At 66.6% G+C, this 20,815-nt stretch carries 26 protein-coding genes and 1 pseudogene; 15 read left to right on the top strand and 12 right to left on the bottom strand.

Annotation, left to right across the window (positions count from 1 at the left end):
- The first annotated feature begins 65 nt into the window (after positions 1-65).
- Complete coding sequence (locus VFH65_RS17275) at positions 66-713, top strand: TetR/AcrR family transcriptional regulator (RefSeq protein ID WP_353323079.1); 648 nt, start codon at positions 66-68, stop codon at positions 711-713.
- Here VFH65_RS17275 and VFH65_RS17270 read toward each other — a convergent pair.
- Complete coding sequence (locus VFH65_RS17270) at positions 700-957, bottom strand: DUF3107 domain-containing protein (RefSeq protein WP_353323078.1); 258 nt, start codon at positions 955-957, stop codon at positions 700-702. The two genes, VFH65_RS17275 and VFH65_RS17270, sit on opposite strands and share 14 nt — an antisense overlap.
- Before the next feature lie 231 nt (positions 958-1,188).
- On the opposite strand from VFH65_RS17270, the gene VFH65_RS17265 reads away from it, so the two are divergent.
- Positions 1,189-1,920: a hypothetical protein gene (locus tag VFH65_RS17265; RefSeq protein WP_353323077.1), complete on the top strand. Its 732-nt coding sequence runs from the start codon at positions 1,189-1,191 to the stop codon at positions 1,918-1,920.
- A 3-nt stretch (positions 1,921-1,923) separates the two neighbouring features.
- Here VFH65_RS17265 and VFH65_RS17260 read toward each other — a convergent pair whose 3' ends face one another.
- On the bottom strand, positions 1,924-2,628 hold the full coding sequence (locus tag VFH65_RS17260; protein ID WP_353323076.1) for a ferritin-like fold-containing protein: 705 nt from the start codon (positions 2,626-2,628) through the stop codon (positions 1,924-1,926).
- 221 nt (positions 2,629-2,849) lie between these two features.
- On the opposite strand from VFH65_RS17260, the gene VFH65_RS17255 reads away from it, so the two are divergent.
- Complete coding sequence (locus VFH65_RS17255; RefSeq protein ID WP_353323075.1) at positions 2,850-4,307, top strand: DEAD/DEAH box helicase; 1,458 nt, start codon at positions 2,850-2,852, stop codon at positions 4,305-4,307.
- 18 nt (positions 4,308-4,325) lie between these two features.
- The gene (locus VFH65_RS17250; protein ID WP_353323074.1) at positions 4,326-5,537 is read left to right on the top strand and encodes a hypothetical protein; all 1,212 of its coding nucleotides are present in this window, start codon (positions 4,326-4,328) and stop codon (positions 5,535-5,537) included.
- 68 nt (positions 5,538-5,605) lie between these two features.
- On the opposite strand, the gene VFH65_RS17245 is transcribed toward VFH65_RS17250, so the two are convergent.
- On the bottom strand, positions 5,606-6,409 hold the full coding sequence (locus VFH65_RS17245) for a ParA family protein (RefSeq protein WP_353323073.1): 804 nt from the start codon (positions 6,407-6,409) through the stop codon (positions 5,606-5,608).
- Between the two features lie 51 nt (positions 6,410-6,460).
- Between VFH65_RS17245 and VFH65_RS17240 the strand changes: the two genes are divergently transcribed.
- The 3 genes from VFH65_RS17240 (at position 6,461) to VFH65_RS17230 (ending at position 8,727) form a co-directional block, all read left to right on the top strand.
- On the top strand, positions 6,461-7,072 hold the full coding sequence (locus tag VFH65_RS17240; protein ID WP_353323071.1) for an acid phosphatase: 612 nt from the start codon (positions 6,461-6,463) through the stop codon (positions 7,070-7,072).
- Positions 7,069-8,163 (top strand): isochorismate synthase, encoded by a 1,095-nt coding sequence (locus VFH65_RS17235; protein WP_353323070.1) that lies wholly within the window; start codon positions 7,069-7,071, stop codon positions 8,161-8,163. The genes VFH65_RS17240 and VFH65_RS17235 overlap by 4 nt, the downstream gene beginning before the upstream one ends.
- Before the next feature lie 72 nt (positions 8,164-8,235).
- Entirely contained in the window at positions 8,236-8,727 is a 492-nt protein-coding gene (locus VFH65_RS17230) for a GNAT family N-acetyltransferase (RefSeq protein ID WP_353323069.1), read from the top strand.
- On the opposite strand, the gene VFH65_RS17225 is transcribed toward VFH65_RS17230, so the two are convergent.
- Together VFH65_RS17225 and aroQ are read right to left on the bottom strand one after the other, a co-directional pair.
- The gene (locus VFH65_RS17225) at positions 8,670-9,107 is read right to left on the bottom strand and encodes a hypothetical protein (RefSeq protein WP_353323068.1); all 438 of its coding nucleotides are present in this window, start codon (positions 9,105-9,107) and stop codon (positions 8,670-8,672) included. The genes VFH65_RS17230 and VFH65_RS17225 overlap by 58 nt on opposite strands.
- Positions 9,104-9,550: a type II 3-dehydroquinate dehydratase gene (gene aroQ / locus VFH65_RS17220; protein ID WP_353323067.1), complete on the bottom strand. Its 447-nt coding sequence runs from the start codon at positions 9,548-9,550 to the stop codon at positions 9,104-9,106. The genes VFH65_RS17225 and aroQ overlap by 4 nt, the downstream gene beginning before the upstream one ends.
- Positions 9,551-9,609: 59 nt before the next feature.
- On the opposite strand from aroQ, the gene VFH65_RS17215 reads away from it, so the two are divergent.
- Both VFH65_RS17215 and whiB1 read left to right on the top strand, forming a co-directional pair.
- Positions 9,610-10,575, top strand: coding sequence for a diacylglycerol/lipid kinase family protein (locus tag VFH65_RS17215; RefSeq protein WP_353323065.1), 966 nt, complete (start codon positions 9,610-9,612; stop codon positions 10,573-10,575).
- Positions 10,576-10,813: 238 nt separating this feature from the next.
- Entirely contained in the window at positions 10,814-11,068 is a 255-nt protein-coding gene (gene whiB1, locus VFH65_RS17210) for a transcriptional regulator WhiB1 (RefSeq protein ID WP_015305418.1), read from the top strand.
- Between the two features lie 117 nt (positions 11,069-11,185).
- On the opposite strand, the gene VFH65_RS17205 is transcribed toward whiB1, so the two are convergent.
- A complete protein-coding gene (locus VFH65_RS17205) occupies positions 11,186-12,700 on the bottom strand; it encodes a sensor histidine kinase (protein ID WP_353323063.1) in 1,515 nt (504 codons plus the stop codon).
- A 34-nt stretch (positions 12,701-12,734) separates the two neighbouring features.
- On the bottom strand, positions 12,735-12,950 hold the full coding sequence (locus VFH65_RS17200) for a biotin/lipoyl-binding carrier protein (RefSeq protein ID WP_006245864.1): 216 nt from the start codon (positions 12,948-12,950) through the stop codon (positions 12,735-12,737).
- Positions 12,951-13,119: 169 nt separating this feature from the next.
- Here VFH65_RS17200 and VFH65_RS32075 point away from each other — a divergent pair, with 169 nt between their 5' ends.
- Complete coding sequence (locus VFH65_RS32075; RefSeq protein WP_372238633.1) at positions 13,120-13,212, top strand: 50S ribosomal protein bL37; 93 nt, start codon at positions 13,120-13,122, stop codon at positions 13,210-13,212.
- Here VFH65_RS32075 and rsrA read toward each other — a convergent pair.
- Positions 13,209-13,523, bottom strand: coding sequence for a mycothiol system anti-sigma-R factor (gene rsrA, locus VFH65_RS17195; RefSeq protein WP_353323061.1), 315 nt, complete (start codon positions 13,521-13,523; stop codon positions 13,209-13,211). The two genes, VFH65_RS32075 and rsrA, sit on opposite strands and share 4 nt — an antisense overlap.
- Positions 13,520-14,182 (bottom strand): sigma-70 family RNA polymerase sigma factor, encoded by a 663-nt coding sequence (locus VFH65_RS17190; protein WP_353323086.1) that lies wholly within the window; start codon positions 14,180-14,182, stop codon positions 13,520-13,522. Before VFH65_RS17190 ends, rsrA begins: the two co-directional genes overlap by 4 nt.
- 232 nt (positions 14,183-14,414) lie before the next feature.
- Between VFH65_RS17190 and VFH65_RS17185 the strand changes: the two genes are divergently transcribed.
- Complete coding sequence (locus VFH65_RS17185; protein ID WP_353323060.1) at positions 14,415-14,906, top strand: aminoacyl-tRNA deacylase; 492 nt, start codon at positions 14,415-14,417, stop codon at positions 14,904-14,906.
- A gap of 9 nt (positions 14,907-14,915) precedes the next feature.
- Complete coding sequence (locus tag VFH65_RS17180) at positions 14,916-15,773, top strand: SDR family oxidoreductase (protein WP_353323059.1); 858 nt, start codon at positions 14,916-14,918, stop codon at positions 15,771-15,773.
- A gap of 2 nt (positions 15,774-15,775) precedes the next feature.
- Here the strand turns inward: VFH65_RS17180 and VFH65_RS17175 are convergent, their stop codons facing one another.
- Positions 15,776-16,543, bottom strand: a complete 768-nt coding sequence (locus VFH65_RS17175; RefSeq protein ID WP_353323057.1) for a YqjF family protein — start codon at positions 16,541-16,543, stop codon at positions 15,776-15,778.
- Positions 16,544-16,568: 25 nt separating this feature from the next.
- Here VFH65_RS17175 and VFH65_RS17170 point away from each other — a divergent pair, with 25 nt between their 5' ends.
- Positions 16,569-17,351: a class I SAM-dependent methyltransferase gene (locus VFH65_RS17170; protein ID WP_353323056.1), complete on the top strand. Its 783-nt coding sequence runs from the start codon at positions 16,569-16,571 to the stop codon at positions 17,349-17,351.
- A gap of 4 nt (positions 17,352-17,355) precedes the next feature.
- Here VFH65_RS17170 and VFH65_RS17165 read toward each other — a convergent pair whose 3' ends face one another.
- On the bottom strand, positions 17,356-18,129 hold the full coding sequence (locus VFH65_RS17165; protein ID WP_353323054.1) for an SOS response-associated peptidase: 774 nt from the start codon (positions 18,127-18,129) through the stop codon (positions 17,356-17,358).
- A gap of 36 nt (positions 18,130-18,165) precedes the next feature.
- Here VFH65_RS17165 and aroA point away from each other — a divergent pair, with 36 nt between their 5' ends.
- Both aroA and rsgA read left to right on the top strand, forming a co-directional pair.
- A complete protein-coding gene (aroA, locus tag VFH65_RS17160; RefSeq protein ID WP_353323053.1) occupies positions 18,166-19,452 on the top strand; it encodes a 3-phosphoshikimate 1-carboxyvinyltransferase in 1,287 nt (428 codons plus the stop codon).
- A 16-nt stretch (positions 19,453-19,468) separates the two neighbouring features.
- Complete coding sequence (gene rsgA, locus VFH65_RS17155) at positions 19,469-20,458, top strand: ribosome small subunit-dependent GTPase A (RefSeq protein WP_353323051.1); 990 nt, start codon at positions 19,469-19,471, stop codon at positions 20,456-20,458.
- On the opposite strand, the pseudogene VFH65_RS17150 reads toward rsgA, so the two are convergent.
- A pseudogene (locus tag VFH65_RS17150) lies at positions 20,455-20,815 on the bottom strand (FAD-dependent oxidoreductase); the annotation flags it as partial. The gene rsgA and the pseudogene VFH65_RS17150 overlap by 4 nt on opposite strands.

Below are 20,815 nucleotides of genomic sequence, written 5' to 3'. Positions count from 1 at the left end.
TAGTAGTGTCGTGGCGAAACGAGGCCAGACGCCGGCCCAGCCGGCAATGGGAATTTGAGGACGTGATGAGCGATCTTGCCAACGCCGAGTCAGGCGTCGGCTCCAGCGTCAGCCGGCGTGGAAACCGGCTGCCCCGCGATGAGCGCCGTGGGCAGTTACTTGCTGCTGCCAGCGAGGTTTTCGTCGACCGCGGCTATCACGCCGCGGGCATGGACGAGATCGCCGACCGGGCCGGCGTGAGCAAACCCGTTCTCTACCAACACTTCACGTCGAAGCTGGAGCTGTACCTTGCGGTGCTGGCGCGGCACGTCGACAATCTGGTGTCCGGTGTGCGCCAAGCGCTGCGCACCACCACCGACAACCGGCTGCGGGTGCGCGCAGCCGTCAGCGCGTTCTTCGACTTCATCGAGCACGACGGCCAGGGCTACCGGCTGATCTTCGAGAACGACTACGTGACCGAGCCTCAGGTGGCCTCGCAGGTCAAGGTCGCCACCGAGGCGTGCACCGACGCGGTGTTCGACCTGATCAGCCACGACTCCGGCCTGGAACCGCACCGGGCCAGGATGATCGCCGTCGGACTGGTCGCCATCAGCGTCGACTCAGCGCGTTACTGGCTGCACGCCGACCGGCCGATCACCAAGGAAGACGCGGTGGACGGCACGGTGCAGTTCATTTGGGGCGGGCTGTCCCACGTGCCGCTTACCCGCTCTTAACGACCTCCGCGCCGACGGCTCCGACCCCGAAGCCCACTCGGCGCACATCGGCTGCGCCGATCTCGACATAGGCGATCCTCGACGTCTGCACCAGGAATCGGCGGCCCTTCTCGTCGGTCAGGGTCAGTACGCCGGCGTCCTTGCCCAGTGCGTCGGTGATCAACTTCTCCACCTCTGTGGGTGTCTGCGCACTGTTGAAGATCAGCTCCCGCGGGCTGTCCGTGACACCGATCTTGACCTCCACGCTGAACCCTTTCCGTCCATGAACTGCTGTTGGAAATGAGGCTACTGGACGGCAGAGGTGCCGCCCCGCCCGCTACGCGATAAGCGAAACGACGGTGGCAGCCGCCGTGACAACACGCGACCGAACCGAGTCCGGACCGTGACACGACACCCAGCGCGCCAACCTCATCTGTCACTTTCGTCTCGATAGCATCAGGGCCGGCATTGCACTAAACGACTGGGAAACAGCTGCATGAACAGGCCTTATACCGCACATTCACCGTATTCGCTGACCCCGACCGAGCGGATCCACAGCCCTCGGGACGACGCCTCGGAAACCGTCAATCTCGACTACGGCGACTACGAGGAGTACGTGGGTCTCGAGGAGTACGACGACATCGAGGACTACGACGACTACGAGCCGATCGATCGCCGGTGGATCTGGATCGCCGGGGTCGCCGGCGCGATTCTGCTCGTCGCGGTGATCTGCACCGCGGTCATCCTCGGCGGCGGCGACAGCGGCTCGGTGTCGACGACCGTCGCCGCACCGACGACCACGCAGCCCGCCGCGACCACGTCTGCACCGCCGGCCGCCACCACGCCGTCGTCGCTCCCGCCTGCCGCACCGCTATCGCCCGAGACGGTCACCACCCTCACGCCGAGCGCCAGCGCCAGCGCTCCGCCGACCACGGCACCCACCGAAACCGCGCCGGTGCCACGCGCGGTCACCTACACCGTGACCGGTAACCGGCAGCTGATCGACTTGGTGACGGTGATTTACACCGACCAGCAGGGCGCGCTGCAGACCGACGTCAACGTTGCGCTGCCGTGGTCGAAGACCGTTGCGCTGGACCCCGGTGTCGAGCTCAGCTCCGTGACCGCGACCAGCGTGGGCGGTCAGCTCAACTGCAGCATCACTGACGGGTCGGGCGCGTTGATCGCCCAGCAGAATGCCAACTCGATGATCGCCACCTGCACGAAGTAACGTTCAGGCCAGGCCGAGCTCGTGCATGCGGGTGCTGTGTGTGCGCTGCAACCGGTCGAAGAACTCCGTCATCTGGCTCAGGCCTTCGCCGCTGGACATCACCAGGTCGACGAGCTCGTCGTGGTCGGCCATCACGTACTGCGCCTGCGTGATGGCCTCACCGAGCAGCCGGCGCGACCACAACGCCAGCCGGTGCCGCTGCTTTTCGCTTGCCGTCACGGCGGCCTGCACCTCGGCGACGACGAACTGTGAGTGTCCCGTCTCCGAGAGCACCGCGCGCACCACGTCGGCGATCTCGTTGGGCAGCGTGTCGGCGATCTCCAGATAGAAGTCGGCGGCCAGCGCGTCACCGACGTAGGTCTTGACGAGCGCTTCGAGCCACGTGCTCGGCGTGGTGAGCCGGTGATAGTTCTCCAGGGCCGAGGCGTACTTCGTCATCGCGGGAACGACGTCGACTCCCCTGCGCTCCAGCGCATCTCGCAGCACCTCGTAGTGGCTCATCTCCGCGGCAGCCATGGCGGCCATGTTGATCCGGCCGCGCAGATTGGGCGCCATCCGCGCCTCGTCGGTGAGCCGGTAGAAGGCCGCCACCTCGCCGTAGGCCAGCAGAGCGAACAGCTCGTTGACGCCGGGATGATCGGCCGACACGCCCGAGGCAACCGAGTTGGCGATCTGCTCGGAGGAGGCCGCTGGCGGCGTGGCATTCATGGCCCAACTGTAGACGCCAAGCGCCGCGACGATCCCGCGGCAAAGCCGGCCAGCTATCATGTACGCAGGCAGTGGCCCGCAACAGTGAGCCGGTACCTAAGAAATGTGCGTGCACGCGGATGGCCCGCCTACCTCAGTGCAGGGCCCCGGCATAGCTTCGTCGAACTCGTGCGCGCGTGGACGCCATGAGGATTGACAATTGAAAGGCTAAGCCTCCGCGTATGACGCATCTCAACCCAACCTTTGCTGAACTCGGAGTTCGCGACGAAATCGTCCGCGCACTCTCCGAAGATGGCAAGGAACATCCGTTTGCTATCCAAGAACTGACAATGCCGCTCGCGTTGGCGGGCGACGACCTGATCGGCCAGGCCCGCACCGGCATGGGCAAGACCCTGGCCTTCGGCGTGCCGCTGCTGCAGCGGATCACCACCGACGCCGAGCGTGAGCTGTCGGGTATCCCCAGGGCGCTGGTCGTGGTCCCCACTCGCGAGCTATGCCTGCAGGTGTCCAGCGATCTGGCGACCGCGGCTAAGCACCTCAAGGCCGGCGATCGCAAGCTGACCGTCACATCGATCTACGGCGGCAGGCCTTACGAGCCGCAGATCGAAGCGTTGCAGAAGGGCGTCGACGTCGTCGTCGGCACGCCCGGCCGGCTGCTCGACCTCGCCCAGCAGGGCCACCTGCAGCTCGGTGGGTTGTCGATGCTGGTGCTCGACGAGGCCGACGAAATGCTCGACCTCGGCTTCCTGCCCGACATCGAGCGCATCTTGCGCCAGATCCCCGCCGAACGGCAGGCGATGCTGTTCTCGGCCACCATGCCGGACCCGATCATCACGCTGGCCCGCACGTTCATGAACCAGCCCACCCACATCCGGGCGGAGGCGCCACATTCGGCGGCCACCCACGACACGACGGAGCAGTTCGCCTACCGTGCGCACGCGCTGGACAAGGTCGAACTGGTCGCCCGCATTCTGCAGGCCGACGGGCGCGGCGCGACGATGATCTTCACCCGCACCAAGCGCACCGCCCAGAAGGTCGCCGACGAACTCGCCGAGCGCGGATTCAAGGTCGGCGCCGTGCACGGCGATCTCGGCCAGGCCGCCCGTGAAAAGGCGCTCAAGGCGTTCCGCACCGGCGAGGTCGACGTGCTGGTGGCCACCGACGTCGCCGCCCGAGGCATCGATATCGACGACATCACCCACGTCATCAACTACCAGATCCCCGAGGACGACCAGGCCTACGTGCACCGCATCGGCCGCACCGGCCGCGCAGGCAAGACCGGAATCGCGGTCACGCTGGTCGACTGGGATGAGCTGGCCCGCTGGGAAATGATCGACAAGGCGCTCGGCCTCAATACCCCCGACCCTGCCGAGACCTATTCGAGCTCGCCGCATCTGTACGAAGAGCTGAACATCCCCGCCGACACCACGGGTACCGTCGGCGAACCGCGCAAGACGCGGGCCAAGCGCGCGCCTGCGGAGAAGTCCGCCGAGCGGCCCGCCCGACGCAGCACAAGGACCCGCCGGCGCACCCGTGGCGGCGAGCAGGTCGACGGCCACGCCGTGACCGAGCAGGCCGCGCCTGCCGCCGACGATCAGGACGGCGGCGACGCAGCGCAGGCCGGCCGGCGCCGTCGTCGGCGTCGTCCGCGCAAGGCCGCGGCAGCCAGCACCAGCTAGCGAGGCTCCCGCCACCCGATGGTCAAACCCGAACGCCGTACCCGGGCCGACGTGGTGGCAGCATTGGCGATCGTCGTGGTGGTCGCTGTTGTCGCCGCGCTCATTTGGTGGACCAGTGACGCACGGGCCACCAATAGCAGGCCCGCCGTGACGCCGGTGCCCAATCTGACACCGGCCAAAGTGCTGCCCACGACGCTGCGTGAGCTGTGGACGGCGCCAAGCGCGAAGACGACGTCGCCGCTCGTGGTGGCCGGCTCAGTGGTGACCGGAAATGGTCGTGCCGTCGACGGCCGCGACCCGGCGACCGGCGACTCGCTGTGGAGCTACGCACGCGACCTCGACCTGTGTGGTGTCACCTGGGTGTATCACTACGCGGTCGCGGTCTACCCCGACGTTCGTGGCTGCGGGCAGGTCAGCACGATCGACTCCAAGACCGGACGGCGTGGCCCCAGCCGCACGGGATACTCCGATCCTGAGGTGACGTTGTCGTCTGACGGCACCACCGTGCTGTCGGCAGGCGACAGCCGGCTGGAGATGTGGCGCTCCGACATGGTCAGGATGCTGTCCTACGGATCGATCGACGCGCGGATCAAACCCGGAACGCCCGCCTCCCCGGTGTGCCGGCTGGTGTCGGCGGCGGCCAGCTCCACCGCGGTGTCGGTGCTGGAATCCTGCCCCGGCCAGGCGGACCTACGGCTGACGCTGCTGCGGCCCTCCGACGAAGAAGACACCCCCGAGCTGAAATACGTGCCGCAGCCAGGAATCACCGACGAGTCGGGTGCGCGGGTGATCGCCGTCTCGGAAACCACGACCGCGGTATACGTGCCGACACCGAAGCCGATGGTGAACATCGTCGACGAGACCGGTGCCACGGTCGCGAGCACGTTGTTGACCAAGGCGCCGTCGGCCAATGCCACGATGTCGCGCGCCGGGGATCTGATCACCTGGTGGACCGGCGAGGACGTAATGGTGTTCTCCGCCAACGGTCTTCGCTACAAATACACCGTCACGCCCGCGGGCCAAAACGTTCCGCTAGGCCCCGCCACAGTGATGGCCGGCCTGCTGCTTGTTCCCGTCACCGACGGCTACGACGTCTTCGACCCCGACAGCGGCAAGGGCGAGCGCCACATTCCGCTGAGGCGTCCGCCGAGTTCCGAGCCGGTGGTGCCTGCGGTGGCGGGGTCGACGGTTCTCGAACAGCGCGGTGACACGCTCGTCGCGCTGGGTTAGGCGCGATTTTGTATGCGTTCCGTTGCGGTGAGCGCAATGCGGTGAGCGCAAAAAACGCACACAAATCACTAGATGTCGGGCGTGTAGGTCGCCAGCGCTTTGCCGTTCTTCCAGTGCTTGAGCAACGCCGTCGCCAGTTCGCGGTATGCGTGCGCGCCCTTGTTCTTCCGGCTGGCCAGCACCGACGCGCCCGACGCGCTGGCCTCGGCGAACCGCACTGTGCGCGGGATCGGCGGCGCCAGCACCGGCAGGTCGTAGCGGTCGGCCACATCCAGCAGCACGTCGCGGCTGTGCGTGGTGCGCGAGTCGTACAACGTGGGCAATGCGCCGAGCAGTTTCAGGTCGGAGTTGGTGATCTGTTGGACGTCGGTGATCGTGCGCAGGAACTGGCCGACGCCGCGGTGCGCCAATGTTTCACACTGCAGCGGCACAATCACGTCGTCCGCGGCGGTCAGCCCGTTGAGTGTGAGCACGCCGAGCGACGGCGGGCAGTCGATGATCACCACGTCGTAGTCGCCGCCGACCTTGGCAAGGGCGCGCTTGAGCGCGTATTCGCGGCCCGCTCGCATCAACAGCATGGCCTCCGCGCCTGCCAGGTCGATGTTGGCCGGCAGCAGCGCCATCCCCTCGGACGTATTGACGAGCGCAGCGTCGGGTTCCACGTCGCCAAGCAGCACTTCGTGGATCGACACGGCCAGCTTGTCGGGGTCCTGGCCCAACGAAAACGTCAGACACCCCTGCGGATCCAGATCGACAAGCAGGACTCGCTTGCCCTTCTCCTCCATCGCCGCGCCCAACGACGCGACCGTCGTGGTTTTGGCTACCCCACCCTTTTGATTGGCGACCGCTAGTACCCGCGTCACGATGTTCATCCTGGCACGTGCACGGACACCGCGACCGGCCGTGCGGCAGAATCGGTGAGCGTGAGCGTCCTGCAGCACCGCCTGCTCCTGCTTCGTCATGGCGAAACGGAGTGGTCGCGGTCCGGCCGGCACACCAGTCATACCGACCTCGAGCTCACCGAGACAGGCCGTGACCGGGCCAAGCTCGCCGCCGAGGCGCTCGCCGAGCTGGAACTGGTCGACCCCCTGGTGATCAGCAGCCCGATGCGGCGCGCCCTGCACACCGCCGAGCTGGCCGGGTTGACCGTCAACGAGGTGTCTCCGCTTCTGCAGGAATGGGATTACGGCGAGTACGAAGGACTGACGACCCCCGAGATCCGCGAGACCGTGCCCGACTGGTTGATCTGGACGCACGGCGCCGAGGGCGGCGAAAGCGTCGCGGCGGTCACCACACGCGCGGATGGCGCCGTCGAGTTGGCGCTGAGGCACATGGTGTCGCGCGACGTGGTGTTCGTCGGTCATGCGCACTTTTCCCGCTCGGTGATCGCGCGCTGGGTCGAGTTGCCTGTGCCAACGGGAATCCGGTTCGCGATGGCACCGGCGTCGATTGCGGTGCTCGGCTTCGAACACGGTGTTCCGCAGATCATCGCGCAGGGCCTGACCGGCTACGCGGATCCGTGTAAGCCAAGGTGACACGCGAACCGGTCTTCGTCCTCGGCCGCGGTAGCGCGGTCGTCGCCGAGGGGGTGCATACCGCGTTTCCGAAACTGTCCGATGCGCGCGCCGCGCTTGCGTCGCACAGCACACCAATCATTGTGGGCGCCTTGCCATTTGACCTTTCCAAGCCCACCGCTCTGATTCGCCCGCAGTCGGTTCAGTTCCTCGACGCGTTGCCGACGTGGCCGTTGCGCCAACTGCCAACTGTGCGGATCACCCAGACCGTCCCCGATCCCGACGAGCACCGGTCGCGGATCGGGGCGGCATTGAAGCGCCTGCGAGATCCAGCGAGCGCGCTGCACAAAGTGGTGCTGGCCCGAGCGTTGCGGATGGTCGCGGACGGGCCGCTTGACGCGCGCACGCTTGTGGATCGCCTGATCGCCGCCGACCCAACCGCCAATGCCTATCTGGTGGACCTGACCGCGGCCGGCGGCGGATATTCGGGTGCCGCACTGGTGGGTGCCAGTCCCGAGCTGTTGGTGGCTCGCCACGGCGAACAGGTGATCTGCCGGCCCTTCGCGGGCTCGGCGCCACGAATGACGGACCCAGATGCCGACGAGGCGAGCGGCGCAGCCCTGGCCGCATCCGAGAAGAACCGCCACGAGCACCAGCTGGTTGTCGACGCGATGCGCGATGCCCTGGAGCCGTTGTGCTCCGACTTGGAGATCGCGCAGGAACCGCAGCTGTCCAAGACCGCGGCGGTCTGGCACCTGTCCACACCGATCAAGGGCCATCTGCGCGAAAGATCCACGACTGCATTGGATTTGGCGATCGCTCTTCATCCCACGCCAGCTGTCGGCGGCGTTCCCGCCGCGGCTGCTGCGGAGCTGATCGACGAGCTCGAGGGTGACCGCGGCTTCTACGCGGGCGCGGTGGGCTGGTGTGACCAACGTGGCGACGGACGCTGGGTGGTGTCGATCCGCTGCGCCCAGCTGTCGGCCGATAGGCGCACCGTCGACGCCCACTCTGGCGGCGGGATCGTCGCCGAATCCGATCCGGACGACGAAGTCGCCGAAACCACAACGAAATTCAACACCATCTTGTCGGCCCTTGGAGTTGAGCCATGACTTTCGAAGACGACCGCGAGTGAGGATCGCAGCGAGGAACGAGCGAGGACCGGACCGAGTGGGAGTCGAGACATGACCGAGCACATCCGTCGCGCGCGACCCGGCGACGAGGCGGAGCTGACCGCGATGATCCACGAGCTGGCCGAGTTCGAGAACGCCAGTTACGAATGTACCGTCACCGAAAGTCAGCTCGGCGAAGCGCTTTTCGGTGATCCGCCCACGGTTTTCGGGCATATCGCCGAGGTGGACGGTGAGGCGGCCGCCGGGGCGCTGTGGTTCAGGAACTTCTCCACGTGGGACGGCGTTGCCGGGGTCTACCTCGAGGACCTTTACGTGCGTCCGCGTTTCCGCAGGCGTGGCCTGGCCCGCAAGATGCTGGCGACGCTGGCCCGCGAATGCGTCGACGGCGGCTACACCAGGTTGTCGTGGGCGGTGCTTGACTGGAACGTCAACGCGATCGCCCTCTACGACGCCGTGGGCGGCAAGCCCCAGCAGGAATGGATCACCTATCGGGTGTCGGGCCCCGAATTGTCGGCGCTCGCCGGCGAATCCGGCCGATCCTGAGCCGCCACCACCCACTGCAACGCCGAAGGGCTAAACAACAGCACGAGCGTGATCAGCGCGATGGCTGCGACGGGGACGCCGTAAAACCATTGATGCGAGCCGACGGCGATGTACCACGCCACCGGCAACAACAGCAGCTGAACGAACACCGCCACCCCGCGTCCCCAGCGTCTCCCGGTCCATAGCGCCCACGCCGCCGCGAGCACACCGCACCCGATGATCGCGAACCACGCCGCTGTGCCGAAGAAGTTCAGGCCCGGCTGGTCTGCGCCCGAGAAGCCGCTGACCAAATAGACCACCGCCGCTGCGAGCCCGGCCACACCCTCGAGCGCCACCAGCACGGCGGCCTGACGCACGGTCGTTGGAGCGGGGACGGTCACGGCCGGCTCTCCCTGGCCAGGTGTCGGACCGCGACCGCGTAGCCCTCCGCGCCCGCACCGACCACCACCATCTCGGCCACCGCGGAGATGTACGAATGGTGGCGAAACGGCTCCCTGCGGTGGATGTTCGACAGATGCACTTCGGCGACTGGAAGGTCGACCGCCGCCAATGCGTCGGCGATCGCGACCGAGGTGTGGGTGAACGCACCTGCATTGATCACCACGCCGCAGCAGTCGACCCGCGCCCGGTGAATCTCGTCGATCAGCACGCCTTCATGGTTGCTCTGCACGGCACGCAGATCGAGCCCGAATTCCGCCGCGGTGGCGGTGGTCAGCTTCTCGATTTCGGCAAGGGTGGCCGTGCCATAGATCTCGGGTTCACGGCTGCCCAGCAGGTTGAGGTTGGGCCCGTTGACGAGGAGCAGTCGGCGCCGATCGGTCACGCCCGTACGGTACCTGCACTGATACGACTGGACATCTCGCACGGATAGGCTGATCCCCCGTGCGCGCCGTGCTGATCGTCAACCCGAATGCCACGTCGACCACCCCCGCCGGGCGCGACCTGCTGGCCCACGCACTCGAGAGCCGGGTCAAACTCACCGTCGCCCATACCGACCATCGCGGCCACGCCATCGAGATCGCCCGCGACGCCGCTCGTGATGGCATCGACGTGCTGATCATCCACGGCGGCGACGGCACGGTGAACGAAGTCGTCAACGGCATTCTCGGCGAGGTCGGCGTGAACGGGTCTGCGCCCGCGGTCGGTGTGGTCCCCGGCGGGTCGGCCAACGTGTTCGCCCGCGCACTCGGCATCAGCCCGGATCCCATCGCGGCGACGAACCAGCTCGTCGACGAGCTGTCGGACTACCGTCGGCGCAAGTCCTGGCGGCGCATCGGCCTGATGGACTGCGGCGAACGCTGGGGGGTGTTCACGGCAGGCATGGGGGTGGACGGCGAGGTGGTCGCCGCTGTCGAGGCGCAGCGCGCCAAGGGCCGCAAGGTCACCGCCTCGCGATACATCCGCGTCGCGGTGCGCGAGATGCTGACCAATGCGCGCAGGGATCCGGAGTTGACGCTGCACCTGCCCGACCGGGATCCGGTGACGGGCGTGCATTTCGCGTTCGTGTCGAACTCCAGCCCATGGACGTACGCCAACACGCGTCCGGTCTGGACGAACCCCGAGACAACGTTCGAGGCCGGTCTCGGCGTTTTCGCGATCACCAGCATGAACGTCTGGGCGAACCTGCGGATGGTCCGGCAGATGTTGGCGAAGAAGCCCAAGTTGGCCGCCAAGCACCTGATCCGAGACGACGATCTGCCGTGGCTGCGAGTGACGAGCGACACGCCGGTGGCGTGTCAGATCGATGGAGACTTCCTCGGACCGCGTCAAGAGATGACGTTCACATCGGTTCCGAATGCCCTGGGCGTCGTCGCACCACCCGCAAAGACCCCTTCTGACCTGCGTTAATAGCATTCACAGGGGCAATTCAGGGCGCAAGTGGGTTTAGTGTAGTACAAACGGGTAAGTGGCCTGGGAACAGGCCCCGCTAGTGAGATTGACCACGTGTGAACTGAGTTCTATTGACATCTGTTCAGCCTGTGAAAAACTCGGATGCAACAGTGCAGAAACATTTCGTATGCACGCGTTAACAGCCGAAGAAAATACTCGTGCGCCCTGCTGCGCACTCAGTTAGGAGTTAGAGAAAATGGATTGGCGCCACAAGGCGGTCTGTCGTGATGAGGATCCGGAACTGTTCTTCCCGGTGGGAAACAGTGGACCGGCACTTGCACAGATTGCTGACGCGAAGCTCGTATGCAACCGCTGCCCGGTGACCACCGAGTGCCTTACCTGGGCATTGGATTCGGGCCAGGACGCGGGCGTATGGGGCGGAATGAGCGAAGACGAGCGGCGTGCGCTCAAGCGGCGCAACGCTCGGACCAAGGCCCGCAGCGGGGTCTAGGACCCCAAACCCGAGAACGAAAGGTTACGGCCCCGACAAATGTCGGGGCCGTAATTATGTGCAAATGCAATTTGTCCAAAATTGCGTCAGTGATGGACATTTTGCAATCGCCGCTGACTACTGTGCCAGTCGCGCGCGCCTGCCGATCGGCACCCGCAGCACCACGTCGGTGCCGCCCGTCGGCACGGCGTGCATGCCCAGTGAGCCGTCCAGCTCCGCGGACACCAGCGTCCGCACGATCTGCAGGCCGAGACTGTCGGACTTCTCCAGGCTGAAACCGTCCGGCAGCCCGCGGCCGTCGTCGTGAACCACCACGTCGAGCCACCGTGCTGACCGCTCGGCGCGGATCGTCACGCAGCCCTGCTGGGTGGAGGTGTCGAACGCGTGCTCGATGGCGTTCTGTACGAGTTCGGTGATCACCATGACCAGCGCGGTGGCGCGGTCTGCGTCAAGCACCCCGAGATCGCCGACGCGGCTGATGCGGATGGGAGTGTCGACCGTCGCGACGTCGTTCATGATCGGCAAGATCCGGTCCACCACCTGGTCGAGGTTGACCTCCTCGTCCACCGACATCGACAGCGCGTCGTGCACCAGAGCGATGGACGACACCCGTCGCACCGACTCGATCAGCGCTTCGCGCCCCTCGGCGTTGTTGGTGCGCCTCGCCTGCAGGCGCAACAGCGCCGCGACGGTCTGCAGGTTGTTCTTCACCCGATGATGGATCTCGCGGATCGTCGCATCCTTGGAAAGCAGGGCGCGGTCGCGACGCTTGACCTCGGTGACGTCGCGGATCAGCACCGCCGCCCCAACAGCCTTGCCGTGCACCACCAACGGCAGCGTGCGCAACAACACGGCTGCGCCGCCAGCGTCGACCTCCATGCGCATGCTGGATCCGCCGTCAAGTGAATCGCGGACGTGGTTGGCCAGTTCCTGGGCCTCGAACGGATCGGAGATCAGCGGACGAGTCACGCTGACCAAGTTGTGTCCCTCGAGTTCGGACGCCAGCCCCATCCGGTGGTAGGCCGAAATCGCGTTGGGGCTCGCAAACACGACGACACCGGCCCCGTCGAGCCGGATGAAGCCGTCGCCGACACGAGGGCTTGACCGTGACATCGCCAGATCGCCGACGTTGGGAAAGGTCCCTTCCGACAGCATCAGCAGCAGATCGCGCGCGCAGTCGAGATAGGCGTTCTCCAGCGGGCTGGCCTTGCGCGACGCCAGTGCGGTTTGGTGCGTCAACACGGCCACCACTTCGTTGTTGTAACGCACCGGCACGGCTTCCACGTTGAGGCCAGGCCCCGCTCCAGCCGCATTGGGCATATGCGAATCCCGTTGTCCCCCAGGGATTTCGCGGCCTATCGTGCCGGATGTGAAAGCGGCGGCTACGACGGGCATCTCGTCGGCTATTGCGGTCGTGCCGACTGCATCGGCCAGCAGCACCGTGGGCGCCGTGTTGGGGCGGACCTGAGCGACACACACCAGCACACCGTCGTCGCGGCGCACCCACATCAGGAAGTCGGCGAAGGACAGGTCGGCCAGCAGCTGCCACTCACCCACAACGGCGTGCATGTGGTCGACGGCGTTGCCGGGCAGGACGGTGTGCTCGGCGAGCAGGTCACCGAGGGTGGACATCGGGGGCTACTTCGGCGGCGCGGCTAGCGCTGCGCTAGCTGATCACCGCGATGAGGTCGCCGGCCTGGATGACATCGCCAACGGACACGCTCACCTTGCTGACGGTGCCCGCCACCTCGGCCAGCACCGGAATCTCCATCTTCATCGACTCCAGCAGCACCAGGGTGTCGCCCTCACCGATCTGATCGCCCTCGTGAACCACGACCTCCAACACGCTGGCCACGATCTCGGCGCGAACATCCTCGGCCATCTTCACCCCTTCGGAGTCTCATGTCGCCAGCACCGGCTCCGCATGCCAGCCGCTCATATCGAACCACAACCCCGGGTGGGCGGGGCTGTCGCCGGGCCATGAGAAGATGTAGCGGACGCGCCCGCTGAATGTGGGCCCCACGAACCCCCTGACGACACGGAGGATGACCATGGCCAAGCGTGGCCGTAAGAAGCGCGATCGTAAGCACTCCAAAGCCAATCACGGCAAGCGGCCGAACTGCGGTTCGAAAGCGGTGCGCTAACCGCGGATGATCGTGGTGCGGCTGATCTGGATTCGCAGCCGCTCGCGTAGCCCTTCGGGTGCCTTTTCGCCGCTGCATTTCTTGGCGATCAGGGTTTTGACCCGTTCCTCGACCCCGTAGTGCCGAAGGCATGCGGGGCACTCTTCGAGATGGTGCTTGAGCTTATCGCGGGTCTCTGCCGTGCATTCGCCGTCAAGCAGCGTCCATACCTCGGCGATCACCGCGGCGCATTCGGGATGCTCCGGGTCGACGGGACCGATCGGCGGGGTCCAGCGTTCACCCTCGTCGCGCGAGGACTGGTCGTCGGTCATGACGACACCTCCTCCGGCGTGTCGAGCTGCTCACCGCGCATAAAGCCGCGGTCCCTTGCCACATCGGCCAGCAGAGTGCGGAGCTGGCGCCTGCCCCGGTGCAACCGGGACATCACTGTCCCAATCGGCGTGTCCATGATTTCGGCGATCTCCTTGTACGGGAAGCCTTCGACGTCGGCGTAGTACACCGCCATCCGGAATTCCTCCGGCAATGCCTGCAGCGCGGCCTTGATCTCGGTGTCCGGAAGCGCTTCGAGGGCCTCCACCTCGGCCGAGCGCAGACCGGTCGACGAGTGCTCGGCGTTGGCCGCCAGCTGCCAGTCGGTGATCTCCTCGGTCGGGTACTCCGACGGTTGGCGCTGCTTCTTGCGGTAGCTGTTGATGTAGGTGTTGGTCAGGATCCGGTACAGCCACGCCTTCAGGTTGGTTCCTTCGCGGAACGACCGGAAGCCGGCGTAGGCCTTGACCATGGTCTCCTGCAGCAAGTCCTCGGCATCGGCCGGATTGCGGGTCATCCGCAGCGCGCCGCCGTAGAGCTGGTCGAGCAGGGGAATCGCGTCGCGCTCGAATCGCGCGGTGAGCTCGGCGTCGCTCTCCGCTCTTTCGGGCGCCGACGTCTGTGCTGCCGAATCGGGCGTCGACCCGTCGGTGTCGGTCATCGTGGGGAACACCGTCCCTTCTGTAACGGCGCCTCCGAACAGGCCCGGCAAATCCACCGGACGTTCCAGGCATACGGCAGGCACCAAAAATCCCCTTCTCTCGATCCTAGAGGCTGCGACCGACACGGCCCTTTCCACGGGCCGGACTGTCCCCAATAACAGCACGAATGGGCCCGGTTGTTCCCGTATAGCGGCGCAATCGCCGATGCACGCAGGGCATTAGTCTGAGCCGGTGGCGCGCGCAGCAACCCCGGCGATCGCGGCTCTACTGGCCGCTGGTGTGCCCCACGAGGTGTTGCAGTACAAGCACGATCCGCGAACCGAAGCGTTCGGCGAAGAGGCGGTCCAAGAGCTCGCCGGCGTCGAGGGCGTCGATCCGCGGCAGGTCCTCAAGACGCTCGTCATCTCGCTGCCGAAGGGGCTGGGCGTCGCGGTGCTGCCGGTGCCGGCGAAGCTGTCGCTGAAGGCCGCCGCATCCGCGCTCGGGGTGCCCAAGGCCGCGATGGCCGAGCGAACCGCCGCCGAACGCTCGACCGGCTACGTCATCGGCGGCATTTCCCCCTTCGGCCAGCGCAAGCGACTTCCCACCGTCGTCGACGCCACGGCGCTGCATTGGGACAAGGTGCTGTGCAGCGCCGGCAAGCGGGGCTGGGACGTCGCCGTGCACCCGCAAGACCTGATCAGGCTCACCAACGCCGTCACCGCCGACATTCGCGCAATTTAAGGTGAACCCATGGCCCCGCCCTCTTTGTCGCAGAAGACCATGTTCATCTCCGGCGCGAGCCGCGGCATCGGGCTGGCGATCGCCAAGCGCGCAGCCGCCGACGGGGCCAACATCGCGCTGATCGCCAAGACCGCCGAGCCGCACCCGAAACTTCCTGGCACGGTCTACACCGCGGCCAAGGAGCTCGAGGAGGCCGGCGGACAGGCGCTGCCGATCGTCGGCGACATTCGCGACGGCGACTCGGTGGCTTCCGCGGTCGCGGCGACCGTCGAGCAGTTCGGCGGCATCGACATCTGCGTGAACAACGCGTCGGCGATCAATCTCGGCTCGATCACCGAGGTGCCGCTTAAGCGCTTCGACTTGATGAACGGGATCCAGGTCCGTGGCACGTATGCGGTTTCGCAGGCATGCATTCCGCACATGGTCGGTCGGGCGAATCCACACATCCTCACGTTGTCCCCGCCGGTTCGCTTGGAGCCCGAGTGGCTCAAGCCGACCGCCTACATGATGGCCAAATACGGAATGTCGTTGTGCGCCTTGGCGATGGCCGAGGAGCTGCGCGATGAGGGCATCGCGTCCAACACGTTGTGGCCACGCACGCTGGTGGCCACCGCCGCGGTGCAGAACCTGCTCGGCGGCGAGGAGGCGATGGGCCGGGCGCGCAAGCCCGACGTCTACGCGGACGCCGCCTACGCCGTCCTCAACAAACCGTCCCGGGAGTACACCGGCAATAGCCTGCTGTGTGAGGACGTGCTGCTGGAATCCGGCGTCACCGATCTGTCGGTCTACAACTGCGTTCCAGGGTCCGACCTCGGCGTGGACCTGTGGGTGGACACGCCGAATCCCCCTGGCTACACGGGGCCCTAGCGTTACCGCACCAGCACGGGCCGGCTGAACTTCGCTCGTACGCCCGGTGAGTGAAGGGCACGCAGCCGGTCGCCGGCGGGCGTGACACCACTGGCTTCCAGTAGATCGTCGTGCAGCTCGACGATCTCCGCCGCATGCAGCGGCCATTGCCAGTGTTCGTTGGGCACCCACCACGTCCGTCCGGCCTTGCGCGTGTGCGCACCCCACCGTGCGGTGAGCCAGATCTCCAGCGCCGTCGGTTCGACCTTGTCCCCGACGACGACCGTCAGCCGGCTGCACAGGCCACGCCGCGGCCAGCGGCGCACGCTGGCATACGAGATCTCATTGTCGCGCCGGATCACGCGCATCTTCGCCCACGTATACGGCACGCCGAGCCCGATCCGGGTCACCGGCACCACGGCCAGCCGCGCCGTCTCCAGCGACCGGAAGAGCACACCGTGACGGCCGGCGTCGTCGACGGAGTACAGCCGGATGTTGGTCTCTGCGAACCTGCCGAAGTACGGCAACGGCAGCGACGTACCCACTGTGGTGCGCCGAATCTCGAACGGGATCAACCCGACGTAGGTCAAGCCGTCGACGAAGACATCCGGTCGGGTTCCGCTCGGGTACAGATGCGCCACGGTTTCGGGGTCCACCGGCCAGTGGACAAACGTGAGTTCGGCCCAAAACTGATCGAGGAGCACCCGTCGCGTAAGTGGCGGTGACACCACGGGATAACCGACCAGCGACGAGGACGTCGCGGCGTGGTACGGATCGGGCGGTCCGGTCACCGTGCAATCGTGGCACGCTGTGGGCGTGTCCACTCCAACGATCTGGTCCGGCGGTCGCTACGAGGCTGTCGCCGAACGCATCGCGCCCATCGCCGCCGAGGTGATCGACGCACTCGAGCCGCGACTGCCCATGCACGACGCAACGGTCGTCGACCTCGCGTGCGGGACGGGAAACGCCGCGCTCGTGGCGGCCGCCCGCGGGGCTCGGGTGACGGCCGTGGACATCACCCCTGAGCTGATAACCATCGGCGCGCACAAGGCCGAGGCCGCAGGCAGATCCATCACCTGGGTAGCCGCCGATGCATCCGACACCGGCTTGCCCGGACAGTCCTTCGACGCGGTGGTCTCGAATATGGGGATCATCTTCGTCGAGCCGGTGAGCATGGTCGCAGAAATCAGTCGCCTGCTGAAGCCCGCAGGCGCCGTCGGCTTTTCGTCCTGGGTGCACGACCCGGCAAACCCGTTCTTCGCCCCGATCATCGATGTTCTCGGCCCGCCTCCCGCCTCGGGTTACTCACCGGACCAATGGGGCGATCCGGACACGATCACCGCGCGGCTGTCAGCCGATTTCGGCGACCTTGACATCGAAAATGGCGTGCACACATGGAAATTCGAGTCAGTGCACGCCGGGATGCACTTCCTCACTCACGAATCGCCGTTGCACGTCGACGTGCGCAGCCGGGTGGACCAGAGTCAGCGCGAGCGGCTACTTGCTGCGTTCGAGACTGCCATGAAGGCGCATTCACACGCCGACGGCCGCGTGTCCTTCGACGCGCCGTACGTGGTGGTGACAGCACGGCGACGCTGAACCGTCAGAGCAGGGTGGCTTGTTCGGGTTCCGGCTTGGCCGGCTCGATCAGCTCGGGTCCGTTGTTGCGGATGCTGTTGACCAGCCGGGAGACTTCGCGGATTTCGATGCGGTCGAGGTCGCCGTGTCCACGCAGCAGGCCCTCGTCGATCGGAGCATCCGGATCAAGCCAGCGGTCCCAGTCACTCTTGCTGATGGTCAGCGGCATCCGGTCGTGGATCTCGGCCAGCGGACCTGCGGCATCGGTGGTGATGATGGTGCAACTCAGCAACGGCGGGCTGTCCTTCGGCGCCTCTTTCGGCCGCCACGTCGACCACAGCCCGGCCATGAACAGCGGTTCGCCGTCACTGCTGTACATGTAGAACGGCGTCTTGGGCGCCTTCTTGCCCGACGACATCTCACCGTTGGGCCGCCACTCATACCAGCCGTCCATCGGCACCAGGCAGCGCTTGCCCTTGGCCGACGTGCGGAACACGGGCGAGCTCGTGACCTTGTCGGAGCGGGCGTTGATCAGCAGCGGCCCCTTGGTGTCCGGCCCGCCGTCGTCCGCGCTCTTCGCCCAGGGCGGGACCAGCCCCCAGCGCATGAGGCGCACCCGCCGCGTCGACTCGTCGTCGGGCTCAGTGTGCCGTTTAACGACGGTGCTGATCGTGGTGGTCGGGGCGACGTTGTAGTTGGGCCCGGTCGTGTCCTTCTGGGCCGACGTGGCCTCATCGATTGCCTGGATCTTCTCGGCCAATAGCGCCGGGTCGGTGGTCACCGCGAATCGCCCACACATAGATCCCATGGTGGCACGGTCAACCGACAAGGCAGGATGGACGTCGTGAGCAATTGGCCGGCACCGTCGACGCCGACACCCGTGCATGCCACCGTCACCATCCCGGGCTCGAAGTCGCAGACCAACCGGGCGCTCGTGCTCGCCGCGCTGGCCGCTCCACAAGGCGAGTCGACGATCTGCGGTGCGCTGAGAAGCCGCGACACCGACCTGATGATCGGCGCCCTGCGCACCCTTGGCGTCACGGTGGACGGAGACGACAGCGAGCTGACCGTCAGCGGCGCCATCGCCCCGCAGGCGGGGGCGCGGGTGGACTGTGGCCTCGCGGGCACAGTGTTGCGATTCGTGCCTGCAGTCGCCGCGCTGGGCACCGAGACCGTGGTGTTCGACGGCGACGAGCAGGCCCGCGTCCGACCGATTGCGCCGCTGCTCGACGCGCTGCGCGGAGTCGGTGTCGACATCGACGGCGATGGTCTGCCGTTCTCGGTGCGCGGCGCGGGATCGGTCGCAGGCGGCACGGTCGAGATCGATGCGTCTGGCTCGTCGCAGTTCGTGTCCGGCTTGCTGCTGTCCGGCGCCGCGTTCAGTGACGGGCTGACGATCGTGCACACCGGCGAGTCGGTGCCGTCGGCGCCGCACGTGGCGATGACGGTGTCGATGCTGCGCGACGCCGGCGTGGACGTGGACGACACGCAGGCCAACCGTTGGCGGGTCTCCCCCGGGCCAATCGCGGCGCGGCAGTGGAGCATTGAACCTGATCTGTCCAACGCTGTGCCGTTCCTCGCTGCGGCGGTAGTCAGCGGCGGAAGCATCCGGGTGACAGGCTGGCCGGCCGCGAGTCTGCAACCAGCCGACGCGATCCTCGCGATCCTCGAGAAGCTGGGTTCGGCTGTGCTCCACGGTGATTCGTTTCTCGAAGTGCAGGGCGCACCGGCATACGGTGGGTTCGAGGTGGATCTGCACGACGTCGGCGAGCTGACACCGGCGGTGGCGGCGCTGGCCGCGCTGGCCGTTGAAGGTTCGGTGTCGCAGTTGCGCGGCATCGCCCATCTGCGGGGCCACGAGACCGACCGACTGGCCGCCCTGAGCGCCGAAATCAACGGGCTCGGTGGGCAATGCGAGGAAACGGCCGACGGGCTTGTCATCACCGCACGGCCACTGCATGGCGGCGTGTGGAAGTCATACGCCGATCACCGGATGGCGACCGCAGGCGCCATCGTCGGGCTGCGCGTGGCCGGTGTGGAAGTGGAGGACATCGGCACCACGGCCAAGACGCTGCCGGAGTTCCCGCAGTTGTGGGAAGACATGATGGCGGGTCAGGTGTGAACCCCGAGGCAGGCGATTGAGCCCTCGCGAGTACGACGAGTCCGATGTCCGGGTGCGGCCCGGCCGGGGCTCGCGGCCGCGAACCAAGACCAGACCCGGCCACTCCGACGCCGTCGAAGCCATGGTGGTCACCGTCGACCGCGGCCGGTGGGGCTGTGCACTCGGCCGTGATCCCGACCGTGTCGTCACCGCGATGCGGGCGCGTGAGCTCGGCCGCACGCCGATCGTGGTGGGCGACGACGTCGGCGTTGTGGGCGATCTGTCCGGGCGACCGGACACACTCGCGCGTATCGTGCGGCGTGGCGAACGGCGAACGGTGTTGCGGCGCACGGCCGATGACACTGATCCGGCCGAACGCGTCGTGGTCGCCAACGCCGACCAATTGTTGGTCGTCGTCGCGCTCGCCGACCCTCCGCCGCGCACCGGCTTGGTCGAACGCACGCTGATCGCCGCCTACGCCGGTGGCCTCGAACCCATCCTGTGCCTGACCAAGACCGACCTTGCCCCACCGGAACCGTTCGCCGAGCAGTTCGCCGGCCTGGACCTCACCATCACCATCGCCGGCCGCGACGACCCGCTCGATGTGGTCTCGCCGCTGCTGGCCGGAAAGGTTACTGTGCTGCTCGGCCATTCGGGGGTTGGCAAGTCGACGCTGGTGAATCGCCTTGTGCCGGAAGCGGATCGGGCGATCGGTGACGTGACCGGCGTCGGCAAGGGGAGGCACACCTCGACCCAGTCGGTGGCACTGCCACTGAGCTTCGGCGGCTGGGTGATCGACACGCCTGGCATCCGGTCGTTCGGGCTGGCCCACATCGAACCCGACGACGTCATGTTGGCGTTCTCCGATCTGTCCGAGGCGATCAAGGACTGCACCCGCGGCTGCGGGCACATGGGCCCTCCCGCCGATCCTGAGTGCGCATTGGACACCTTGACCGGACCCGCCGCGGGCAGAGTCGCGGCGGCGCGGCGACTGCTGGCAGCGCTGAATGAGGCTGCGGCGTACTAGCTGTGAGCTCGCGCCACGCGCCGAAGGTTGCCGAAGATCACGCGCGGTATCAGTGACGGGTCTCGTAGCCGGGATGGCGGGTCGATGAGACTGTTTACTCGGTGCAGCGCTTCGGTCAGCACGATGTCGTTCTCGGCGGCCTTCAGCGCTTTGTTCACGGTCCAGTCCGCTAGGCGCCTGGACAGCGAACGCTTCCGTTGCGACAGTGATGGCGCCTGGTCTCTGGCTTGATTCATGGCCCATGTTGGCCCAATGTGCGTTGCCGCGGCGCGGAAGAATTCTTGGGGTCGCGGATCGGCGCGGCGTAGATAGTCATGCAACGCAAGGGCTTCCAGCGCTGCCACGGTCATGCCCTGT

This window comes from Mycobacterium sp. (assembly GCF_035697385.1).
GTDB lineage: Bacteria > Actinomycetota > Actinomycetes > Mycobacteriales > Mycobacteriaceae > Mycobacterium.
This window is presented reverse-complemented; position numbering and strand designations above follow the sequence as displayed.